This window comes from Cupriavidus sp. 01L415 (assembly GCF_056400065.1).
Genome location: NZ_JBFTSP010000002.1, coordinates 162,335 through 179,954, shown reverse-complemented (window position 1 = coordinate 179,954; position 17,620 = coordinate 162,335). Strand labels below are relative to the sequence as shown.

The 17,620-nt window shown below is 62.5% G+C and carries 15 protein-coding genes; 1 reads left to right on the top strand and 14 read right to left on the bottom strand.

Going from position 1 to position 17,620, the window contains the following annotated elements; translation table 11 throughout:
• Nucleotides 1–564: 564 nt before the first annotated feature.
• Nucleotides 565–1,326, bottom strand: a complete 762-nt coding sequence (locus AC1DOX_RS06110; protein ID WP_441621702.1) for a sulfite exporter TauE/SafE family protein — start codon at nucleotides 1,324–1,326, stop codon at nucleotides 565–567.
• Between the two features lie 82 nt (nucleotides 1,327–1,408).
• Between AC1DOX_RS06110 and fnr the strand changes: the two genes are divergently transcribed.
• Nucleotides 1,409–2,134: a fumarate/nitrate reduction transcriptional regulator Fnr gene (gene fnr, locus AC1DOX_RS06105; protein ID WP_441621700.1), complete on the top strand. Its 726-nt coding sequence runs from the start codon at nucleotides 1,409–1,411 to the stop codon at nucleotides 2,132–2,134.
• Between the two features lie 69 nt (nucleotides 2,135–2,203).
• Here fnr and AC1DOX_RS06100 read toward each other — a convergent pair whose 3' ends face one another.
• The 13 genes from AC1DOX_RS06100 to AC1DOX_RS06040 all read right to left on the bottom strand — a co-directional run bounded on the left by AC1DOX_RS06100 (nucleotide 2,204) and on the right by AC1DOX_RS06040 (nucleotide 17,596).
• Nucleotides 2,204–2,449, bottom strand: coding sequence for a hypothetical protein (locus AC1DOX_RS06100; protein WP_092134197.1), 246 nt, complete (start codon nucleotides 2,447–2,449; stop codon nucleotides 2,204–2,206).
• Entirely contained in the window at nucleotides 2,446–2,676 is a 231-nt protein-coding gene (locus tag AC1DOX_RS06095; protein WP_092134199.1) for a hypothetical protein, read from the bottom strand. Before AC1DOX_RS06095 ends, AC1DOX_RS06100 begins: the two co-directional genes overlap by 4 nt.
• A gap of 28 nt (nucleotides 2,677–2,704) precedes the next feature.
• Complete coding sequence (gene ccoG / locus AC1DOX_RS06090; RefSeq protein WP_441621697.1) at nucleotides 2,705–4,231, bottom strand: cytochrome c oxidase accessory protein CcoG; 1,527 nt, start codon at nucleotides 4,229–4,231, stop codon at nucleotides 2,705–2,707.
• A gap of 55 nt (nucleotides 4,232–4,286) precedes the next feature.
• Nucleotides 4,287–5,201, bottom strand: a complete 915-nt coding sequence (gene ccoP / locus AC1DOX_RS06085) for a cytochrome-c oxidase, cbb3-type subunit III (RefSeq protein ID WP_441621695.1) — start codon at nucleotides 5,199–5,201, stop codon at nucleotides 4,287–4,289.
• Nucleotides 5,198–5,368: a cbb3-type cytochrome oxidase subunit 3 gene (locus tag AC1DOX_RS06080; protein WP_441621693.1), complete on the bottom strand. Its 171-nt coding sequence runs from the start codon at nucleotides 5,366–5,368 to the stop codon at nucleotides 5,198–5,200. Before AC1DOX_RS06080 ends, ccoP begins: the two co-directional genes overlap by 4 nt.
• Before the next feature lie 4 nt (nucleotides 5,369–5,372).
• A complete protein-coding gene (ccoO, locus tag AC1DOX_RS06075) occupies nucleotides 5,373–6,077 on the bottom strand; it encodes a cytochrome-c oxidase, cbb3-type subunit II (RefSeq protein WP_441621691.1) in 705 nt (234 codons plus the stop codon).
• An 18-nt stretch (nucleotides 6,078–6,095) separates the two neighbouring features.
• Nucleotides 6,096–7,544, bottom strand: coding sequence for a cytochrome-c oxidase, cbb3-type subunit I (ccoN, locus tag AC1DOX_RS06070; protein WP_441621689.1), 1,449 nt, complete (start codon nucleotides 7,542–7,544; stop codon nucleotides 6,096–6,098).
• 171 nt (nucleotides 7,545–7,715) lie between these two features.
• Nucleotides 7,716–7,862 (bottom strand): cbb3-type cytochrome oxidase assembly protein CcoS, encoded by a 147-nt coding sequence (gene ccoS, locus AC1DOX_RS06065; protein ID WP_441621687.1) that lies wholly within the window; start codon nucleotides 7,860–7,862, stop codon nucleotides 7,716–7,718.
• A complete protein-coding gene (locus tag AC1DOX_RS06060) occupies nucleotides 7,863–10,529 on the bottom strand; it encodes a heavy metal translocating P-type ATPase (RefSeq protein WP_441621685.1) in 2,667 nt (888 codons plus the stop codon).
• A 137-nt stretch (nucleotides 10,530–10,666) separates the two neighbouring features.
• Nucleotides 10,667–11,764, bottom strand: a complete 1,098-nt coding sequence (zapE, locus tag AC1DOX_RS06055) for a cell division protein ZapE (RefSeq protein WP_092134211.1) — start codon at nucleotides 11,762–11,764, stop codon at nucleotides 10,667–10,669.
• 114 nt (nucleotides 11,765–11,878) lie between these two features.
• Nucleotides 11,879–13,303 carry a dihydrolipoyl dehydrogenase gene (gene lpdA / locus AC1DOX_RS06050; RefSeq protein WP_441621682.1) on the bottom strand — a complete coding sequence of 475 codons (1,425 nt, stop codon included), beginning with the start codon at nucleotides 13,301–13,303 and terminating at the stop codon, nucleotides 11,879–11,881.
• Between the two features lie 93 nt (nucleotides 13,304–13,396).
• Entirely contained in the window at nucleotides 13,397–14,656 is a 1,260-nt protein-coding gene (gene odhB, locus AC1DOX_RS06045; protein WP_441621680.1) for a 2-oxoglutarate dehydrogenase complex dihydrolipoyllysine-residue succinyltransferase, read from the bottom strand.
• Nucleotides 14,657–14,743: 87 nt separating this feature from the next.
• Entirely contained in the window at nucleotides 14,744–17,596 is a 2,853-nt protein-coding gene (locus AC1DOX_RS06040) for a 2-oxoglutarate dehydrogenase E1 component (RefSeq protein WP_092134216.1), read from the bottom strand.
• Between the last annotated feature and the right edge of the window lie 24 nt (nucleotides 17,597–17,620).

Here is a 17,620-nt window from a genome sequence, read left to right as displayed (position 1 = left end):
ACGAATCCCTGAGCACTGGAGATTTCGGATACAGCGGTACGGATGCCACCGCCATCTCATCGCGCAGCCAACTCTCGCATGCTTACCGCATCGGAGCCGTGCACTTCGTTCATTGCATCGAGTTGCCGGGTCAGTCCGGCTGGAGATCGTCCGTTTCAGGCAGGCTTCGCCGGTCAACGGACCTCTTGCGTCGCGCCTTCTCCCTCTTGGGCGGACATTCGCCAGGACAACCAGATTGCCAAGGCGGCAAGAAAATAACGGATATTGGCCCGGACATGCTACGTCCTGAGCCAGCGCCACCGCTCCACAGCGCCGCCCGGCCTTTTGAACCAGATCTTTTGAACCGGATGAACTGTGGGGACGGGTCCGGCAATTCATGCCGCCGAGGACCCCAGGACTCGCACCCCAGATCAGGAGTGCCGCCCCGGCGACGCCACGAGCGTAATGCAGCGCAATACCGTGGTTCTCGCGATTGTATGGCATTTCCAGCCCGCCCCGCAACCCGCACCGAGCAGGCGCCATCAGTTCGTGGCGGATTTCACGAAGAGGTAGCCTCAGGTAGCCTCAGAGCACCATGCAGAATCCGATCTGATTCAGCGTATCCGGAAGCCAGAACGCCCGCGCAATACCGAGCAATCCAAAGGCCATTACGATCACCCCGGCAATCACCCTTACGGCGCGCCGGCGGGACAAGTGACGTAAATATCCCGACAACCCGGAGATAACTAGCAGATTCGGCAACGTACCCAGACCAAACGCGCCCATCACCAGCGCCCCTGATGCGGCGTTACCGGCCAGCAGCGCCAACGCGAGTGCCCCATAGACCATCCCGCATGGCACGATCCCCCACGCGAGCCCCATGCCGTAGCGACGCGCCAGCGGCCCGGGCCGTCGTCGCAAGCCCGCGGGCACGTGCGCGCCAATAACCCGGCAATGTCTTGTGATGTATTGCGCCCCACCTGTAGCAAGTTTCTCGACCCAGACAGCACGCGGCACCTTGCCACGCAACAACCAGAGCCCCGACAGCACCAGCAAGGCGCTTCCCAACGCATACAGCCATCGCTGCAGCGGCAGGTACTCCTGCTTCCACGCCGTTGCCCCCACCGCGCCCATCAGCGCGCCAAGCAGCATGTACGTCGTGAGACGTCCCGCGTGCATGACGAGCAGTTCGAAGACCCAACCACGCGGCGTTCGATGCACAACCGCAGGGACGCTTGCGAAGCCACGCTGTTCCGCCGCCATTGCAATGCCGCCACACATGGCAGCGCAATGCACGCCACCCAGCAAGGCCAGGGCAAAAACGCTAAAAAGCACACCAAATGGCAACTGTTCCTCGCTTCAGCGTCACATCACGCTGTAAAATGTATGAATCGCGCCCTCACCGCTTGCGCTTTACAACGAGCCTTAATTGCTTACTTCCATCCCCGTCACTGAAATGTCGCCCCGTTGCTCCACGTGTGCTATGGGCCAGATTTGCCTGCCCGTGGGGATGTCTCAGCAAGACCTCGCGAAAATAGACTCGCTTGTGCAGGAGCGTATTCGCGTACACAAAGGTGAGACGCTGTATCGCATGGGTGATCCGCTCAACGCTGTCTATGCCATTCGTTTCGGTACGCTGAAAACGCACGTCACGATGGAAGACGGACGATCCCAGATCACCGGGTTCCATCTGCCCGGCGAGGTTATTGGTCTGGACGGTCTCGGCGAGATGCAACACGCATCCGATGCCACCGCACTCGAAGATACCGAAGTCTGCGTGGTGCGCTTCGGCGACCTGCAGTCGTTATCGGGCCAACTGCCATCACTGCAACACCAGTTCCTGCGACTGATGAGCAAGGAAATCTCGCAGGACCAGGTCATGCTTCTCACGCTCGGTTCCATGCGGGCCGAAGAGCGGCTGGCGGCATTCCTCGTAAATCTGTCCGAACGCCTGTCAGCTCGAGGCTATTCGGCAAGCGAGTTCGTTCTGCGCATGAGCCGTGAGGAGATCGGCAGCTACCTGGGCCTCAAGCTCGAAACCGTCAGCCGCTTGTTCTCTCGTTTTGCGGAGGCCGGCCTGATCCAGATCCGCCAGCGTCACGTCAAACTCGTCGACATGGCAGGTATCAAGCAAGTCTACAGCCGCTCCTGCTAAGCCAATCCTATCGCAGACCAGAGGCCGCCTTCAGGGCGGCCTTTTTCGTGGTCCTCCAACTCGCTGCCGCTACTCCAGTTCGTCCGTGTCACTCAGCTTGGTCGGCATCGTGTACAACGTCAGTCCGCTCGACAACGCGCAAAACAGCCACGCCAGCAGAAACCCCACCGTATAGACCGCCAGGCGTGACACTTCTACGGGCTGCCCGAAAAAACTGAGATCACCGGGATCCACAACCGAGAAGACCATTGCCGTGGCCGCGCCGCCCACCAGGAACGCTGGCCATAGCACCCACATCAGCCAGCGCAATCTCATGGGCGTCCCCCAGTCGACGCTTCCGCACGGACGGCGGCAGGCACGCGTGGCCCATCGACTTTTTCGACTACCAGCCCGTGGCTCGCGGCCCCGCTGACGGGAGTATCCGCGTGCGTGCTCGCCAGCCAGATTGTCACACCGCAGCCGATCATCGCCAGCAACGGGCCGGACATCAGGAACCAAGGCCACGGCTCTTTCCACCAGGACTTGCTTTCTTTGGGTGTCATTCAGATCTCCTTGTCGACGATCACGACGTCACAGGTTCCGCGGCACGATGAAACTGGTGGATTGCCGGATATGCGCTCCCCCTTGCTCACCGCCCTCGCTGGTCACGGTGACGTCGATCTTGTGAGTGCCCTGCTTCGCGTCGTCAATCGGCACACGGATGCGAATCGGCAGCAGTCGGTTCGACGTGGGCGCCAGCGACTCCGCAGCGGTGTCGTACTCGACGGTCAGCCCCTTCAGGTCGGCGCTTTCAGCCTGCACACGAATGCGCATCGGCGCTTCCGTCGTGTTGATGATCTGCAGCCGGTACACATTTTCGATCCAGCGGCCCTCCACTTCACGACCAAGCGCACCTCGGTCCCGGATGATGTCCACCTTGAGCGGCGTGCGCATGGCCAACGATCCCACAAAGCCCGCCACCATCACCATCCAGATCAACGTGTAGATGATGGTCCGCGGCCGGAACAGTCTCTTGCGTGCATCAGTAATGGACAGCGACTTGCGCATGGCGTTTTCCGACGTATAGCGGATCAGTCCGCGCGGATACTCCATTTTGTCCATCACTTGGTTGCAGGCATCGATACATGCTCCGCAGCCGATGCACTCATACTGCAGACCATCGCGGATGTCGATGCCCGTCGGACACACCTGCACACAGATACTGCAGCCGACGCAATCACCAAGTCCCGCATCGTGTCGGTCCGTCTTGCGCGAACGGCTGCCGCGCGGCTCGCCACGACCCACGTCATAGGTGACGACGTAGGTATCGCGATCCACCATCACGCTTTGGAACCGCGCATAGGGGCACATGTACTTGCACACCTGTTCGCGCATGAATCCGGCGTTGCCCCAAGTGGCAAACGCATAGAACAGCATCCAGAACGCCTGCCAGGGGCCCAGCGTGAAGTTGAGAACCTCGCGTCCCAGTTCACGGATAGGTGCGAAGTAGCCGATGAACGTGAAGCCCGTCCACAAGGCAATCAGTATCCACAGTGTGTGCTTGGTAGCCTTGAGCCGGACCTTGCGCAGGCTCCATGGTTCGCCATCGAGCCGGATGCGTGCGATGCGGTCGCCTTCCACATGCCGCTCGATCCACATGAAGATTTCCGTGTAGACCGTTTGCGGGCACGCATAGCCGCAGAACAAACGCCCGGCAATGGCTGTGAAGAGAAACAGCGAAAGCGCTGAGATCACCAGCAGGACGGCGAGATAGATCACATCCTGAGGCCACATCACCAGGCCGAAGATATAGAACTTCCGGGCCCCGAGATCGAACAGCACAGCCTGCCGGCTATTCCACTGAAGCCACGGCGTACCGTAGTAGATCAGTTGCGTCAGGATGACCAGCCAGACCCGCCAACTGGAAAATGCGCCGGTCACGGAGCGCGGATAGATCTTGCGCCGCACCTCGTACAGCGTTTCATCGGAGGTCTCGCCAAGCTGTGGCTGAGGCGCCGGCCGCCAGGATGCACCACTTGCGGGCGTAGCGCTCCTGGACGGATTGGGCACGGAAGTGTCAAGCGAGGTTTTGGGTGGGGCGTTCGGGGGCGCGTTCATCGTTGTGCCCTCACGCCCCGGCGGACGACATGCCGTCCGGCACCGGGGCAGTTGATCATTGGCCGACCCCCCCGTTGTTCGACAGCCCCCAGACATAGGCTGTCAGCATGCGGATCCGCTCCGGCGTCAGGATTTCCTCATGTGCGGGCATGTGGCCGTTGTGGCCCTTGAGAATGGCATCAACGATCGAACCCTCCGAACTGCCATACAGCCAGACACCATCCGAGAGGTTCGGCGCGCCTAGCGCCTGGTTGCCCTTGCCACCGGATCCATGGCAAGCCACGCAGGTCGTCTTGAACGTGCTCTCGCCACGGGAGGCCCGGATCGGATCGTAGGACAGGCCAGATAGTGACCGCACGTATTGTGCGGTGTCGCCGGCCTGCTTGCCGTCGATCGCACCCGCGAACGGCGGCATCATGCCGTTGCGGCCCTTCGTGATCGATTGCTGGATCGTGTCGGGGTCGCCACCGTAGAGCCAATCGTTATCGGTCAGATTCGGAAAACCGCGACTGCCCCGTGCGTCAGACCCATGGCACTGCGCGCAGTAGTTCAGGAACAGACGCTGACCGATCTCGCGGGCGTCGGCATCGGCCGCCACCTGCTTGACATCCATCTTCAGGTAGCGGGCGTAGATCTCGTGCTGCGTCTTCTCCGCAGCCTGGCGATGTGCCGCCAGTTCGCCCTGTGTGGAAGAGCCCAGCACACCCGCATAGGATCCAAGTCCAGGGTAGAGGATCAGGTATGCCACGCTGAAGATACAAGCCAGCAGGAACATCCACATCCACCATCGTGGCAGCGGATTGTTGAGTTCGCGCAGGTCGCCGTCCCAGACGTGGCCTGTGTCATCCGCCGCACCGGCACTCTTGGTGATCTTGCGTTGGGAAAAAAGCAGCCACACGCACCAGACGATGCCGACGAGCGCGATGGCTGCGATGTAGTAACTCCAGAAATCGGAAAAAAAATCACTCATGACTGTGGGTTCCGGCTTGGATATATTGTTGTCTCGTCAGGCAAGGCAAATGGCAGCATGGCCGACTCCTGATTGGCGGCCTGTCGGCCAGTCGACCAGGCCCACCAGCAAATACCCAGGAAGGCAAGCATCGAGACGACGGTGGCTATGGCGGTAACGATAGCCATGGCGTCACTCCTTGGCCGGCGCTGCCGCACCCGCTGTAGGCGTTTCGGGCGCCACCGGCGCCACGGTGGCAGCTGAGTCGACACGCACATTGCGGCGGTTGATGCCGAGACCTTGCAGGTAAGCCACCATGGCATCCTCCTCGGTCTTGCCGACCAGTTCTTCTGGCGCGCGAGTGATCTCGTCGTCGGTGTAAGGCACACCAAGTCGTTGCAGTGCGCGCATCCTGGCCTGCACCGTGTCTGTCGGCAGCGCAGCCTTTTCCAGCCACGGGTATGACGGCATCACGGACTCCGGCACCACGTCACGCGGGTTGCGCAGGTGAATGCGCTGCCAGTCATCGGAGTAGCGCCCACCCACACGTGCCAGATCCGGGCCCGTACGCTTCGACCCCCAAAGGAACGGATGGTCGTACACCGACTCGCCCGCTGTGGAGAAATGACCATAGCGTTCCGTCTCCGCCTGCAGCGTACGTACCTGTTGCGAATGGCATCCGACGCAGCCCTCGCGAATATAGATATCGCGCCCCATCAATCGCAGCGGCGAATACGGCGTAATGCCCTGGTCAGGCTGAGTCGTAGAGTGCTGGAAGAACAGGGGAACAATCTGCACTAGGCCAGCAATGCTGACCACCAGGATGGTGGCGATGATCAGCCAGCCGACGTTCTTCTCGAGCGTTTCGTGAGTAAAGAATGATTGCTTTTGTGACATCGTTGGAATCCTCGGCGATCAGTGGGCGGAGGCCGGGAGATTGGCCGGAATCGGCGCATCCACTGCCGGCTTGCCGGCGATGGTGCGTGCCACGTTGTAGGCCATGACAAGCATGCCGGCCAGGAAGCACAGACCGCCCAGCAATCGAATCAGGTAGAACGGGTACTTGGCCTTGACTGCCTCCACGAAGGCATAGGTCAGCGTGCCGTCTGGCTGCGTGGCGCGCCACATCAGGCCTTCCATCACGCCCGCGATCCACATCGAGGCGATATAGAGCACCACGCCGATCGTCGCAATCCAGAAGTGCCACTCGATCAGTCGAATGCTGTGCATCTGCCTCTCGCCAAACAGGCGCGGAATCAGGTAGTAAAGCGATCCGATGGAGATCATCGCCACCCAACCCAACGCACCCGAGTGCACGTGCCCGATCGTCCAGTCCGTGTAGTGCGATAGCGCATTCACGGTCTTGATCGACATCATCGAGCCTTCGAACGTGGCCATGCCGTAGAACGACAGCGCCACCACCAGGAATTTCAGGATCGGGTCCGTGCGCAATTTGTGCCAGGCGCCAGACAGGGTCATGATCCCGTTGATCATGCCGCCCCACGACGGAGCGAGGAGGATCAGCGAGAACACCATGCCCAGAGACTGTGCCCAGTCCGGAAGCGCGGTGTATTGCAGGTGGTGGGGACCGGCCCACATGTAGGTAAAGTTGAGCGCCCAGAAGTGGACGATCGACAGCCGGTACGAGTAGATGGGACGCTCAGCCTGCTTCGGGATGAAGTAGTACATCATTCCAAGGAAGCTGGTGGTCAGGAAGAAGCCCACCGCGTTATGCCCGTACCACCACTGGATCATCGCGTCCTGCACGCCGGCATAGGCGGAGTAAGATTTCCAGAGCGATGCCGGCATCTCAATGTTGTTGACGATATGCAGGATGGCGATCGTGAGAATGTACGCACCAAAGAACCAGTTCGCGACGTAGATATGGCGGGTCTTGCGCTTGATGATGGTGCCGAAGAAAACAACGGCGTATGCGACCCAGACCAGAGTGATCAGAATGTCGATCGGCCATTCGAGCTCCGCGTACTCCTTGGAGGACGTAATGCCCATGGGCAGCGTGATCGCGGCGGCCAGAATGACCGCCTGCCAGCCCCAGAATGTGAATGCCGCGAGCGGGCCACAGAACAGCCGCGCCTGGCACGTCCGCTGCACCACGTAGTAGGACGTGCAAAACAGCGCGCTACCGCCGAAAGCAAAGATCACTGCGTTGGTATGCAGTGGCCGCAGGCGGCCAAACGACAGCCACGGCGTATTGAAGTTGAGCTCCGGCCAGATCAGTTGCGCCGCCAGCAGAACGCCGACGGCCATGCCGACGATCCCCCATACCACGGTCATGACGGCAAACTGCCGTACGACTCCGTAATTGAAGGTGTCGACGCGTTGAGACGCGGTGGTGACATCCATTCAGACCCCCAAGCAAAGTAAGAATAAACCTATTGACAGTGTGACTTTAGGGAATCGCTGCGCGCGTCGTTTTGATATCAGTCAAGTTGCGAACCCCACTTCGGAACCGTCCCCAAACTGACCTGTCAATGCGCCCAACTGCAACGCGGACGACGCACTCTGCGGCTGACCTCATGGCTTGTCGTTGTCGAGCAGGATGGCTTCGCCAGGACGATCGAGGTCGTCATACTGGCCCGCATGCAAGGCCCACCACAGCACGCCGGCGATCAGCGCTACGAGCACGAGGCTCATCGGCACCAGCAGGTACAGCGTTTCCATTCAGGACTCCCTCTCGGGCCATTCGCGCGGCATGCGAAGCAGCCGCCAGGCATTGGCCACGACCAGCAGTGACGATACCGACATCCCAATGCCGGCCATCCACGCCGTGACGTGACCGGTCGCCGCCAACGGAATGGCCACGACGTTGTACAGAAATGCCCAGCCAAGGTTCTGACGCACCACGCGGCGTGCATGACGGGCCGTCGCAATGGCCGTGGCGATTTCGGCGACACCTCCATGGGTGAGCACGGCGTCTGCGCCTGCCTGCGCAAGCGGTGCGCCACCGCCAATCGCAATCGATACCTGGGCCTGGGCCAGTACCGGAGCGTCGTTGATCCCGTCTCCCACCGCCAGCACCATCGCGCCTCGGCGCTGCAGGTTCGTGACATAGTCGCGCTTGCCTTCGGGAGTGACGGCGCCGATGGCCGTCTCCATGCCGAAATGGTTTGCCCACCAGCGCACCGAATGCCTGCTGTCACCCGACACGAGGTGGCAGCGCACGCCAAGTTCGCGTAGCGCGCGAAGTAGCGATGAGGTCTGTGCGCGCGCAACATCGGCCAGAAGAAAGCGCGCCAGCATGCCGTCCGTGCCCCCTAGCCACACCTCGGTCGCGCCCGGGTGCGCGTCTCCCGCTTCAGGACCTTCCGCGGTTTCATCGCCGGCCCAGACACTGGATGCCAGAGCGAGCCCGCTCACGAAATCACGTCGGCCAAGCCTGACGATCCGCCCGCCGACATGGGCCTCCAGCCCGTGCCCAGGCAAATTGCGCAGGCCACTGATTTGGAGCGGTTCGGCGATGCCGCCAGCTTCGATAAATGCGCGTGCGATGGGATGTTCCCCACCCCGCTCCATCGCCGCGGCGATGCAGAGGCAGGCGTGTTCGTCGAGATCCCCCCTCAGGTCCGTCGATACCACGGCGAAGCGCCCTTCCGTCAGCGTCCCCGTCTTGTCGAGAACCACATCGGTGACGCCCGCAAGCGTCTCCAGAGCATGGGCCCGCGTCAGCAGCACACCGCGCCGTGACAGCGCAGCACCGGCGGCGGCAAGCGCGGCAGGCGTTGCCAGCGACAACGCGCAGGGGCAACTGACCACCAACACCGCCACAGTCACCAGCAAGGCCCGTGACGGATCGATCCAGAGCGCCCAGACCAGGCCCGTGACCGCCGCCATGGCCAGCAGCGTGCCCACAAACCAGCCCGCCACACGATCTGCAAGCAGCGCAAGGCGCGGCTTCTCCGCCAGCGCCCGGTCCAGCACGGCGACTATTTCCGCCAGTCGTGTATTCGCTCCGATACGGTGGACCGTTAGTTCCAGCGGGCTGGACGTATTGAAGCAGCCTGCCAGCACCAAATCGCCTGCCTCGCGCCGCACGGGACGCGCCTCGCCTGTCAGCATGGATTCGTCGACTTCACTCGCACCATCCGTGACCACGCCGTCGGCCGGAACGATCTCGCCAGCCTTCACACGGATACGGTCGCCCGCGCGCAACCGCGCCACGGGCACCCGCTCGGCGATGCCCCCTGCCTGCGTCAAACGCTCGCAAGTCGCCGGCAACTGCCGCGCGAGCATCTCCGCGCCGCTGCGCGAGGCCTGGCGTACGCGCAACTCCAGATAGCGTGCCAGCAAAAGGAAGGCGACGAACATCGTCACCGAATCGAAATAGACCTCACCTACGCCACGAACGGTGGCTATCGCACTGGCGACAAAGCCGGCGGCCACACCGATGCCCACGGGCACATCCATGCCCATATGGCGTTGACGCAAGCCGCGCCAGGCGCCGGCAAAGATAGGAAAAGCAGAATAGAAAACGACAGGAACCGTCAGCGCAAAGCTCGCCCAGCGCATCAACTGGAGCTGGCCGGGTTCGATCGTGGCCTCGTGTGTATAGAGCGGCCACGCATACATCATCACCTGCATCATGCCGAGCATTGCCACGGCCATGCGCATCAGCAGACTGCGGCGTTCGCGGCGATCCTGCTGATCGGTACGGGAGACCTCGAACGGCCATGCCATGTAGCCGATGTCGGCCAGTGTGGCCAGCAGCCCGGAAACGCTTTGCTGCGCCTCTTGCCATCGCACTACGACGCGGCGCGTGGCGACATTGGCGACTGCGGATTCCACTCCCGGCAGCTGCCCCAGTTGCTGCTCGATCAACCAGGCACAGGCGGCGCACCTGATGTTCTCCGGTGCCAGCGTGGTCTCGACACGGCCATCGCCCAGCGCCCGGACAAACTGACTACGCAGTTCCGGCGTGTCGTAAGCTGCCCAGACAGGTTCGACCTCGCGACGTGCCTCGGCATCGATCGGCCGCGCAAAGCGAGTGACGTCGCCGTAAAGATGACCGAATCCAGCTGCATGAAGCGTCAGCGCCAGCGTCTGACAACCACCGCAACAAAATGTGCGTGCGGTGCCGTCGATATCGGCAACGAATGCTGTGTCGCCCCGCTCCAGGCGCTGGCCGCAATGAAAACAATGATCGGTAGAGGAATGGGAAAGCGATACCGCCGACTGCAATGCGGTAGCGGCCCGCGCACCCGAATCGCGATCCGGACCGTAAGTGCGAGCCGGGGCGGATGGGACTGAAAACGGGACTGACAGCGGAGTGGCTGTCGGAGTGACCGCCAGACTGCCGGCGGGCGCGAGGGGGCTAGTAGGTATGGACGGCATGGCGCGCTTTTATTACCTAGCGAATACTAGGTAACGCGCACGCCATACACCTTGATGCAAATCAAGTCTGCCCGAACGGACTCAGGTTCGTTCCCGGCAGACAACACACCTGACCAGGATCAGGGCCAGCTCCCCATTCAGGTGAGCGTCGTGTCCATCGTCCGGCGCTCGGACTCCAGGTATTCGCGCGACTGCATTTCGATGATCCGCGAGACGGTCCGATGGAACTCGTTGGCCATCTGGCCCTCGGTGTACAGCTCGTCGGCCGGCACCTCGGCGGACATCAGCAGCTTGACCTTATGGTCATAGAACACGTCGATCAGCCACGTGAACCGGCGTGCCTCCGACGACATCCGCGGCGTCATCTTCGGCACGTCCGACAAGATCACCGTATGGAACTGCGAAGCCAGTTCAAGGTAGTCGTTCTGCGAACGCGGACCGCCGCACAGCGTGGCGAAGTCGAACCAGACTACGCCATTGGCCTTGCGCAGGGCCTTCAGCTCACGGTGCTCGATATGAAGGATCGGCGATTCGTCTGCTGTCCCCGCGATCCCCACAAACGCATCGCGCAGCGCCGCACTGGCCTCGCGGTTCAGGGGCGTGTGGTACGCCTGCACCTGCTCCAGCGCGCGTTTCCGGTAGTCGATTCCAGCGTCGACGTTCAGCACGTCGAGCTTCTGCTGCAGCAGTTCGATGGCCGGCAGCACGCGGTCCCGGTGCAGGCCGTCCGGATACAGCAGGTCCGGGCGATAGTTGGACGTCATCACGAACTGCACGCCGTTTTCGAACAACTGCTGCAGCAAGCGATGCAGGATCATCGCGTCCGCCACGTCGTTCACGTGGAATTCGTCGAAGCAGATCAGGCGGAAGCGTCGCGCGATGCGTTTGGCCAGCTCATCGAGCGGGTCCGGCCGGCCGCGCAGCTCTTCCAGCTGGCGATGCACCTCGCGCATGAATTCGTGGAAATGGAGTCGCGTCTTGCGCACCACCGGCACGCAGGAATAAAAGCTGTCCATCAGGAACGACTTGCCGCGCCCTACCCCGCCCCACATGTAGACGCCCTTGGGCACATCCGGGTGTACCAGCAACTTCTTCAGCGCATTGTTGCGCCGATTCTTGTAGGCCACCCATTCGTCGTAGCATTGCTGCAGGCGCGCCACGGCGCGCAATTGCGCCTCATCGGACTGGTAGCCGCGCTGCTTCAGTTCCTGCTCGTAATACTCGGTGACGTTCATGCTCTGGGTTCACACTGGGACGGCAACGGAAGTTATCCGCGCCGGCGCTGCAAGTGAAAACGGCGCGCCGCTGTTTGCGGCGCGCCGATGCTCACGCATTGTGAGGCAAAAGCCTTACATGTTGAGCTGACGCTTGTCGACAGCCAGCGCGGCTTCGCGCATGACTTCCGACATCGACGGGTGCGGGTGACACACGCGGCCGATATCCTCGCTGGCGGCTTTGAACTCCATTGCCACTACGGCTTCGGCGATCAGGTCCGACGCGTTGGCGGCCACGACGTGCACGCCCAGGATTTCGTCCGTCTTGGCATCCGCAAGCATCTTGACGAAGCCGTCCGAGGCACCCATGCCCAGTGCACGGCCATTGGCCATGAACGGGAACTGACCCGACTTGTACGCGCGGCCTTCAGCCTTCAGCTGCTGCTCGGTCTTGCCAACCCATGCGATTTCCGGGAACGTGTAGATGACCCACGGTACCGTATTGAAGTCGATGTGCGGCTTCTGGCCAACGATACGTTCGGCCACTGCCACGCCTTCGTCCTCGGCCTTGTGTGCCAGCATCGGGCCGCGCACCACGTCGCCGATGGCCCACAGGCCCGGGACCTTGGTCTGGCAGTGGTCGTCCACCTCGATGAAACCCCGTGCATCCGCCGCCAGGCCCACGGCTTCGAGGCCGAGGTTGTCGGTGTTGGGCACGCGGCCCACGGACACGATCAGACGATCCACTTCCAGGGTCTGGGCGTTGCCATCCTTGTCCGTGTAGCTGACCGAGACGTTGTCCTTGCCGGTCTTCACTTCGTTGACCTTCACGCCCAGGCTGAACTTCAGGCCCTGCTTGGTCAGCAGCTTCTGCGCTTCCTTGGCCACGCCTTCGTCGGCGGCGCCCAGGAATGCGGGCAGCGCTTCCAGCACGGTCACGTCCGCACCCAGACGGCGCCACACGGAGCCCAGTTCCAGGCCGATCACGCCAGCGCCGATCACGCCCAGCTTCTTCGGCACGGTCGGGTACTTCAGCGCACCTTCGTTATCGCTGATGAGGTTGTTGTCCACCGGCACGCCCGGCAGGTGACGGGCCTTCGAGCCCGTGGCGATGATGACCTGCTTGGCGGTCACGACCTCGCCAGCCACGTCGACCCGGAAGCCCTCGGCGGCCTTGCCGATGAACTTGCCGTAGCCCTTGAACAGCGTCACCTTGTTCTTGCGGAACAGGAACTCGATGCCCTTGGTCATCTTGCCGACGATGTCGTCCTTGCGCTTGAGCATCTTGGCCACGTCCACCTTGACGTCACCCACGGTGATGCCGTGGTCGGCCAGGTGATGCGCGGCGTTCTCGAACTCCTCCGAGGAAGCCAGCAGTGCCTTGGACGGGATGCAGCCCACGTTCAGGCAGGTGCCCCCCAGGCGCGGCTCACCCTTGGGATCGTCGTAGGCGTTGCCTTCGCAGCAGGCCACGTTCAGGCCCAACTGGGCGGCGCGGATCGCTGCGATATAGCCGCCAGGGCCGGCGCCGATCACCAGCACGTCGAATTGTTTGCTCATGGAAATTCCTTTTAGACGACGCGCTCCCACCCGCCCGGCTCAGCGGGCGGCGGGAGACACGAGGTCCTTCAACTCAGGGGAAAGACGGACGGCTTACAGGTCCAGCAGCAGGCGAGCCGGATCTTCCAGCGCTTCCTTCATCGCCACCAGGCCCAGCACTGCCTCGCGACCATCGATGATGCGGTGGTCGTAGGACATGGCCAGGTAGTTCATCGGGCGAATCACGATCTGACCGTCTTCCACCACGGCGCGGTCCTTGGTGGCGTGCACGCCCAGGATGGCCGATTGCGGCGGGTTGATGATGGGGGTCGACAGCATCGAGCCGAACGTACCGCCGTTCGAGATCGAGAACGTACCGCCCGTCAGCTCTTCCAGCGACAGCTTGCCGTCACGAGCCTTGGCACCGAACTCGGCAATCTTCTTCTCGATATCGGCCAGGCTCATCTGGTCGGCGTTGCGCAGGATCGGCACCACCAGGCCACGCGGCGAGCCCACGGCGATACCGATGTCGAAGTAGCCGTGATACAGGATGTCGTTGCCATCCACCGACGCGTTGATGATCGGGTACTTCTTCAGGGCGTGCACGGCAGCCTTCACGAAGAACGACATGAAGCCCAGCTTCACGCCGTGTTCCTTCTCGAAGCGGTCCTTGTACTTGCCACGCAGATCCATCACCGGCTTCATGTTCACTTCGTTGAACGTGGTGAGGATGGCGTTGGTCGATTGCGACTGGATCAGGCGCTCGGCGATACGGGCGCGCAGACGGCTCATCGGCACACGCTCTTCCGGACGGTCACCCAGGGCAGCGAAGTCCACCTGGGCCGACACTTGCTGCAGCGCGGGCTTGGCGGCGGCCGGAGCCGGGGCAGCCTTGGCGGCCGGGGCCGGGGCGGAGCCGGCGGCCAGCACGTCACCCTTGGTGATGCGGCCATCCTTGCCCGTGCCGGCTACCTGACCGGCGGTCAGGCCACCTTCGGCCATCAGCTTGGCAGCCGACGGCATGGCGATGCCGCTTGCGCCGGTAGCGGCAGCAGCGGGGGCAGCGGCAACCGGCGCCGGTGCGGCGGCCGGAGCCGGCGCGGCAGCTGCGGGGGCAGCGGCGCCAGCAGTGGCTTCGGTGTCGATCTTGGCGATCAGCTCGTCTGCCACGACGGTATCACCGTCGTTCTTGACGATCTGCGACAGCACGCCGGCGGCGGGGGCCGGCACTTCCAGCACGACCTTGTCGGTCTCGATCTCGATCAGGATCTCGTCCTGGGCAACGGCTTCGCCCGGCTTCTTCTTCCAGTTCAGCATGGTCGCTTCGGCGACCGATTCAGACAGTTGCGGAACCTTGACGTCAACAATAGCCATGGTTTGGAATTTCCTCGATGTATGCGTGTATGGTCAGGCAGGCCCCCACGGCGCGCGCCCTTGCGCGTCGTCGTGGGGGTCGTCTAATTACTTGGTCAGAACAAAGCCCTTGAGCTTGGAGAACGCAGCGTCCAGCAGCGCCTTCTGTTGCTCGTTGTGCTTTGCGTAGTAGCCCACCGCCGGCGAAGCCGAGGCGGGACGACCGGCATAACCGAGCTTCTGGCCTTCCGTCATGTTTTCCATGATGTAGTGCTGCACGAAGAACCAGGCACCCTGGTTCTGCGGCTCATCCTGGCACCACACGATTTCGGTCGCGCCAGGATACTTCTTGAGTTCCGCGGCCACGGCCTTGTGCGGGAACGGGTACAGCTGCTCCAGGCGGACGATCGCCGTGTCGGTGGCACCACGCTCCTTGCGGGTGTTGACCAGGTCGTAGTAGACCTTGCCCGAGCACATGATCACGCGCTTGACCTTGCTGGCGTTCAGTTCTTCGTGATCGGGGATGACCGTCTCGAAGTGACCCTTGGCCAGGTCGGACAGCGGCGACACCGCATCCTTGTTACGCAGCAGCGACTTCGGCGTCATGATCACCAGCGGCTTGCGGAACAGACGGATCATCTGGCGACGCAGCAGGTGGAAGATCTGGGCCGGCGTGGTCGGCTGGCAAACCTGGATGTTGTGGTCCGCGCAGAGTTGCAGGAAACGCTCGATACGGGCCGAGCTGTGTTCCGGACCCTGGCCTTCGTAGCCGTGCGGCAGCATCAGCGTCAGACCCGAGGCACGGCCCCACTTCACTTCACCCGACGAGATGAACTGGTCGATCACCACCTGGGCGCCGTTCACGAAGTCGCCGAACTGGGCTTCCCAGATCACCAGCGCATTCGGTTCCGCGGTCGAGTAGCCGTATTCGAAGCCGAGCACGGCTTCTTCGGACAGCACCGAGTCGATCACGGTGAACGGGGCCTGATTCTCGGATACGTTCTGCAGCGGCACATAGGAGCCGGCATCCCAGCGCTCGCGGGCCTGGTCGTGCAGCACGGCGTGACGATGCGTGAAGGTACCGCGGCCGGCGTCCTGGCCGGTGATGCGCACCGGGTAGCCCGATGCCACCAGCGAGGCGAAGGCCAGGTGCTCACCCATGCCCCAGTCCAGCAGCTGGTCGCCACGACCCATGTTGGCGCGGTCCTTGACGACCTTGTCCACCAACGGATGCAGCTTCAGGTGCTCGGGAATCGCGGTGATCCGCTCGGCCAGGCGCTTCAGTTCCGTCACCGGCACTGCGGTGTCGGCGGCGTCCGTCCACTTGCGATTCAGGAACGGCATCCAGTCCACGGCGAACTTGTTCTTGAAGTTCGACAGGACCGGGTCAACCGTGTGCTTGCCCGCGTCCATGGCGTTGCGGTATTCCTTGACCAGCTCGTCGCCGAAGTCTGCGCCGACCAGGTTCTGGGCCGCCAGCTTGTCGGCGTACAGCTTGCGCGTGCCGGGGTGCTGGGAAATCTTCTTGTACATCAGCGGCTGGGTCATAGCCGGGGTGTCTTGCTCGTTGTGACCCAGCTTGCGGAAGCAGATGACGTCGACCACGACGTCCTTCTTGAATTCCATGCGGAAATCCACCGCGAGCTGCATGGCGTACACCACGGCCTCGGGATCRTCGCCGTTCACGTGCAGCACCGGCGCCTCGATCATCTTGACCACGTCCGTGCAATACAGCGTCGAACGCGCGTCACGCGGGTCGGAGGTGGTGAAACCGATCTGGTTATTGATGACGATGTGCATCGTGCCGCCCGTGCCGTAGCCACGGGTCTGCGCGAGGTTCAGCGTCTCCATCACCACGCCCTGGCCGGCAAAGGCGGCGTCGCCGTGCACCTGCACCGGCAGCACTTCCTTGTGACCGGCTTCGCCACGGCGTTCCTGGCGGGCCTTCGACGAACCCTCGACCACCGGATTGACGATTTCCAGGTGGGACGGGTTGAAGGCGAGCGACAGGTGAACCGGGCCGCCTTCGGTCGAGACATCGCTCGAGAAGCCCTTGTGGTACTTCACGTCGCCTGCCGGCAGGTCGTCAACGTGCTTGCCTTCGAATTCGGCGAACAGGTCCGCCGGCATCTTGCCCAGCGTGTTGACCAGCACGTTCAGACGGCCACGGTGGGCCATGCCGATCACGATTTCCTGCACACCCTTGCTACCGGAGTGCTGGATCAGTTCGTCCATCGCGGCGATGAAGCTTTCGCCGCCTTCCAGCGAGAAACGCTTCTGGCCAACGTACTTGGTGTGGAGGAAGCGCTCCAGGCCTTCGGCCGCGGTCAGGCGGTCGAGGATGTGCTTCTTCTTCTCCAGCGTGAACACCGGCTTGGAGCGCGTGGTTTCCAGGCGCTCCTGCCACCAGCGCTTCTGCGCCTGGTCGCTCACGTACATGAACTCGGCGCCGATGGTGCCGCAGTAGGTCTCGCGCAGGTTGTTGAGCAGCTCGCGCAGGCTCATCGACTCCTTGCCGAAATACGTGTTGCTGGCATTGAAGACGATGTCGAGGTCGGCCTCGGAGAAACCGTAGAATGCCGGATCCAGGTCAGGCAGGGGCGGACGCTCCTGGCGCTTGAGGGGATCGAGGTCGGCCCAGTGCGTGCCAATGTTGCGGTAGGCGGCGATCAGCTGGGTGGCAGCGACGCGCTTTCGGCCCATATCGGAATCGGCCGAGGCAACAATAGTCTTGATGGGGCCCTGCTTGGCGCGCTCGGCAAACGAGGCGACGATCGGTGCGTGGGGGATATCGCGGGCGTTGGAACCATCCACAGCCGGGACATTCTGCATCGCGTCGAAATACGAGCGCCAGTTGTCGGGAACCGAGCTGGGATTCTGGAGATAGGCCTCGTACAGCTCTTCCACATAGGGGGCGTTGCCGCCGAAGAGGTACGAATTGCTCTGATACTGCTGCATCATGGGGCGCTCACTATTCTCCGGGAA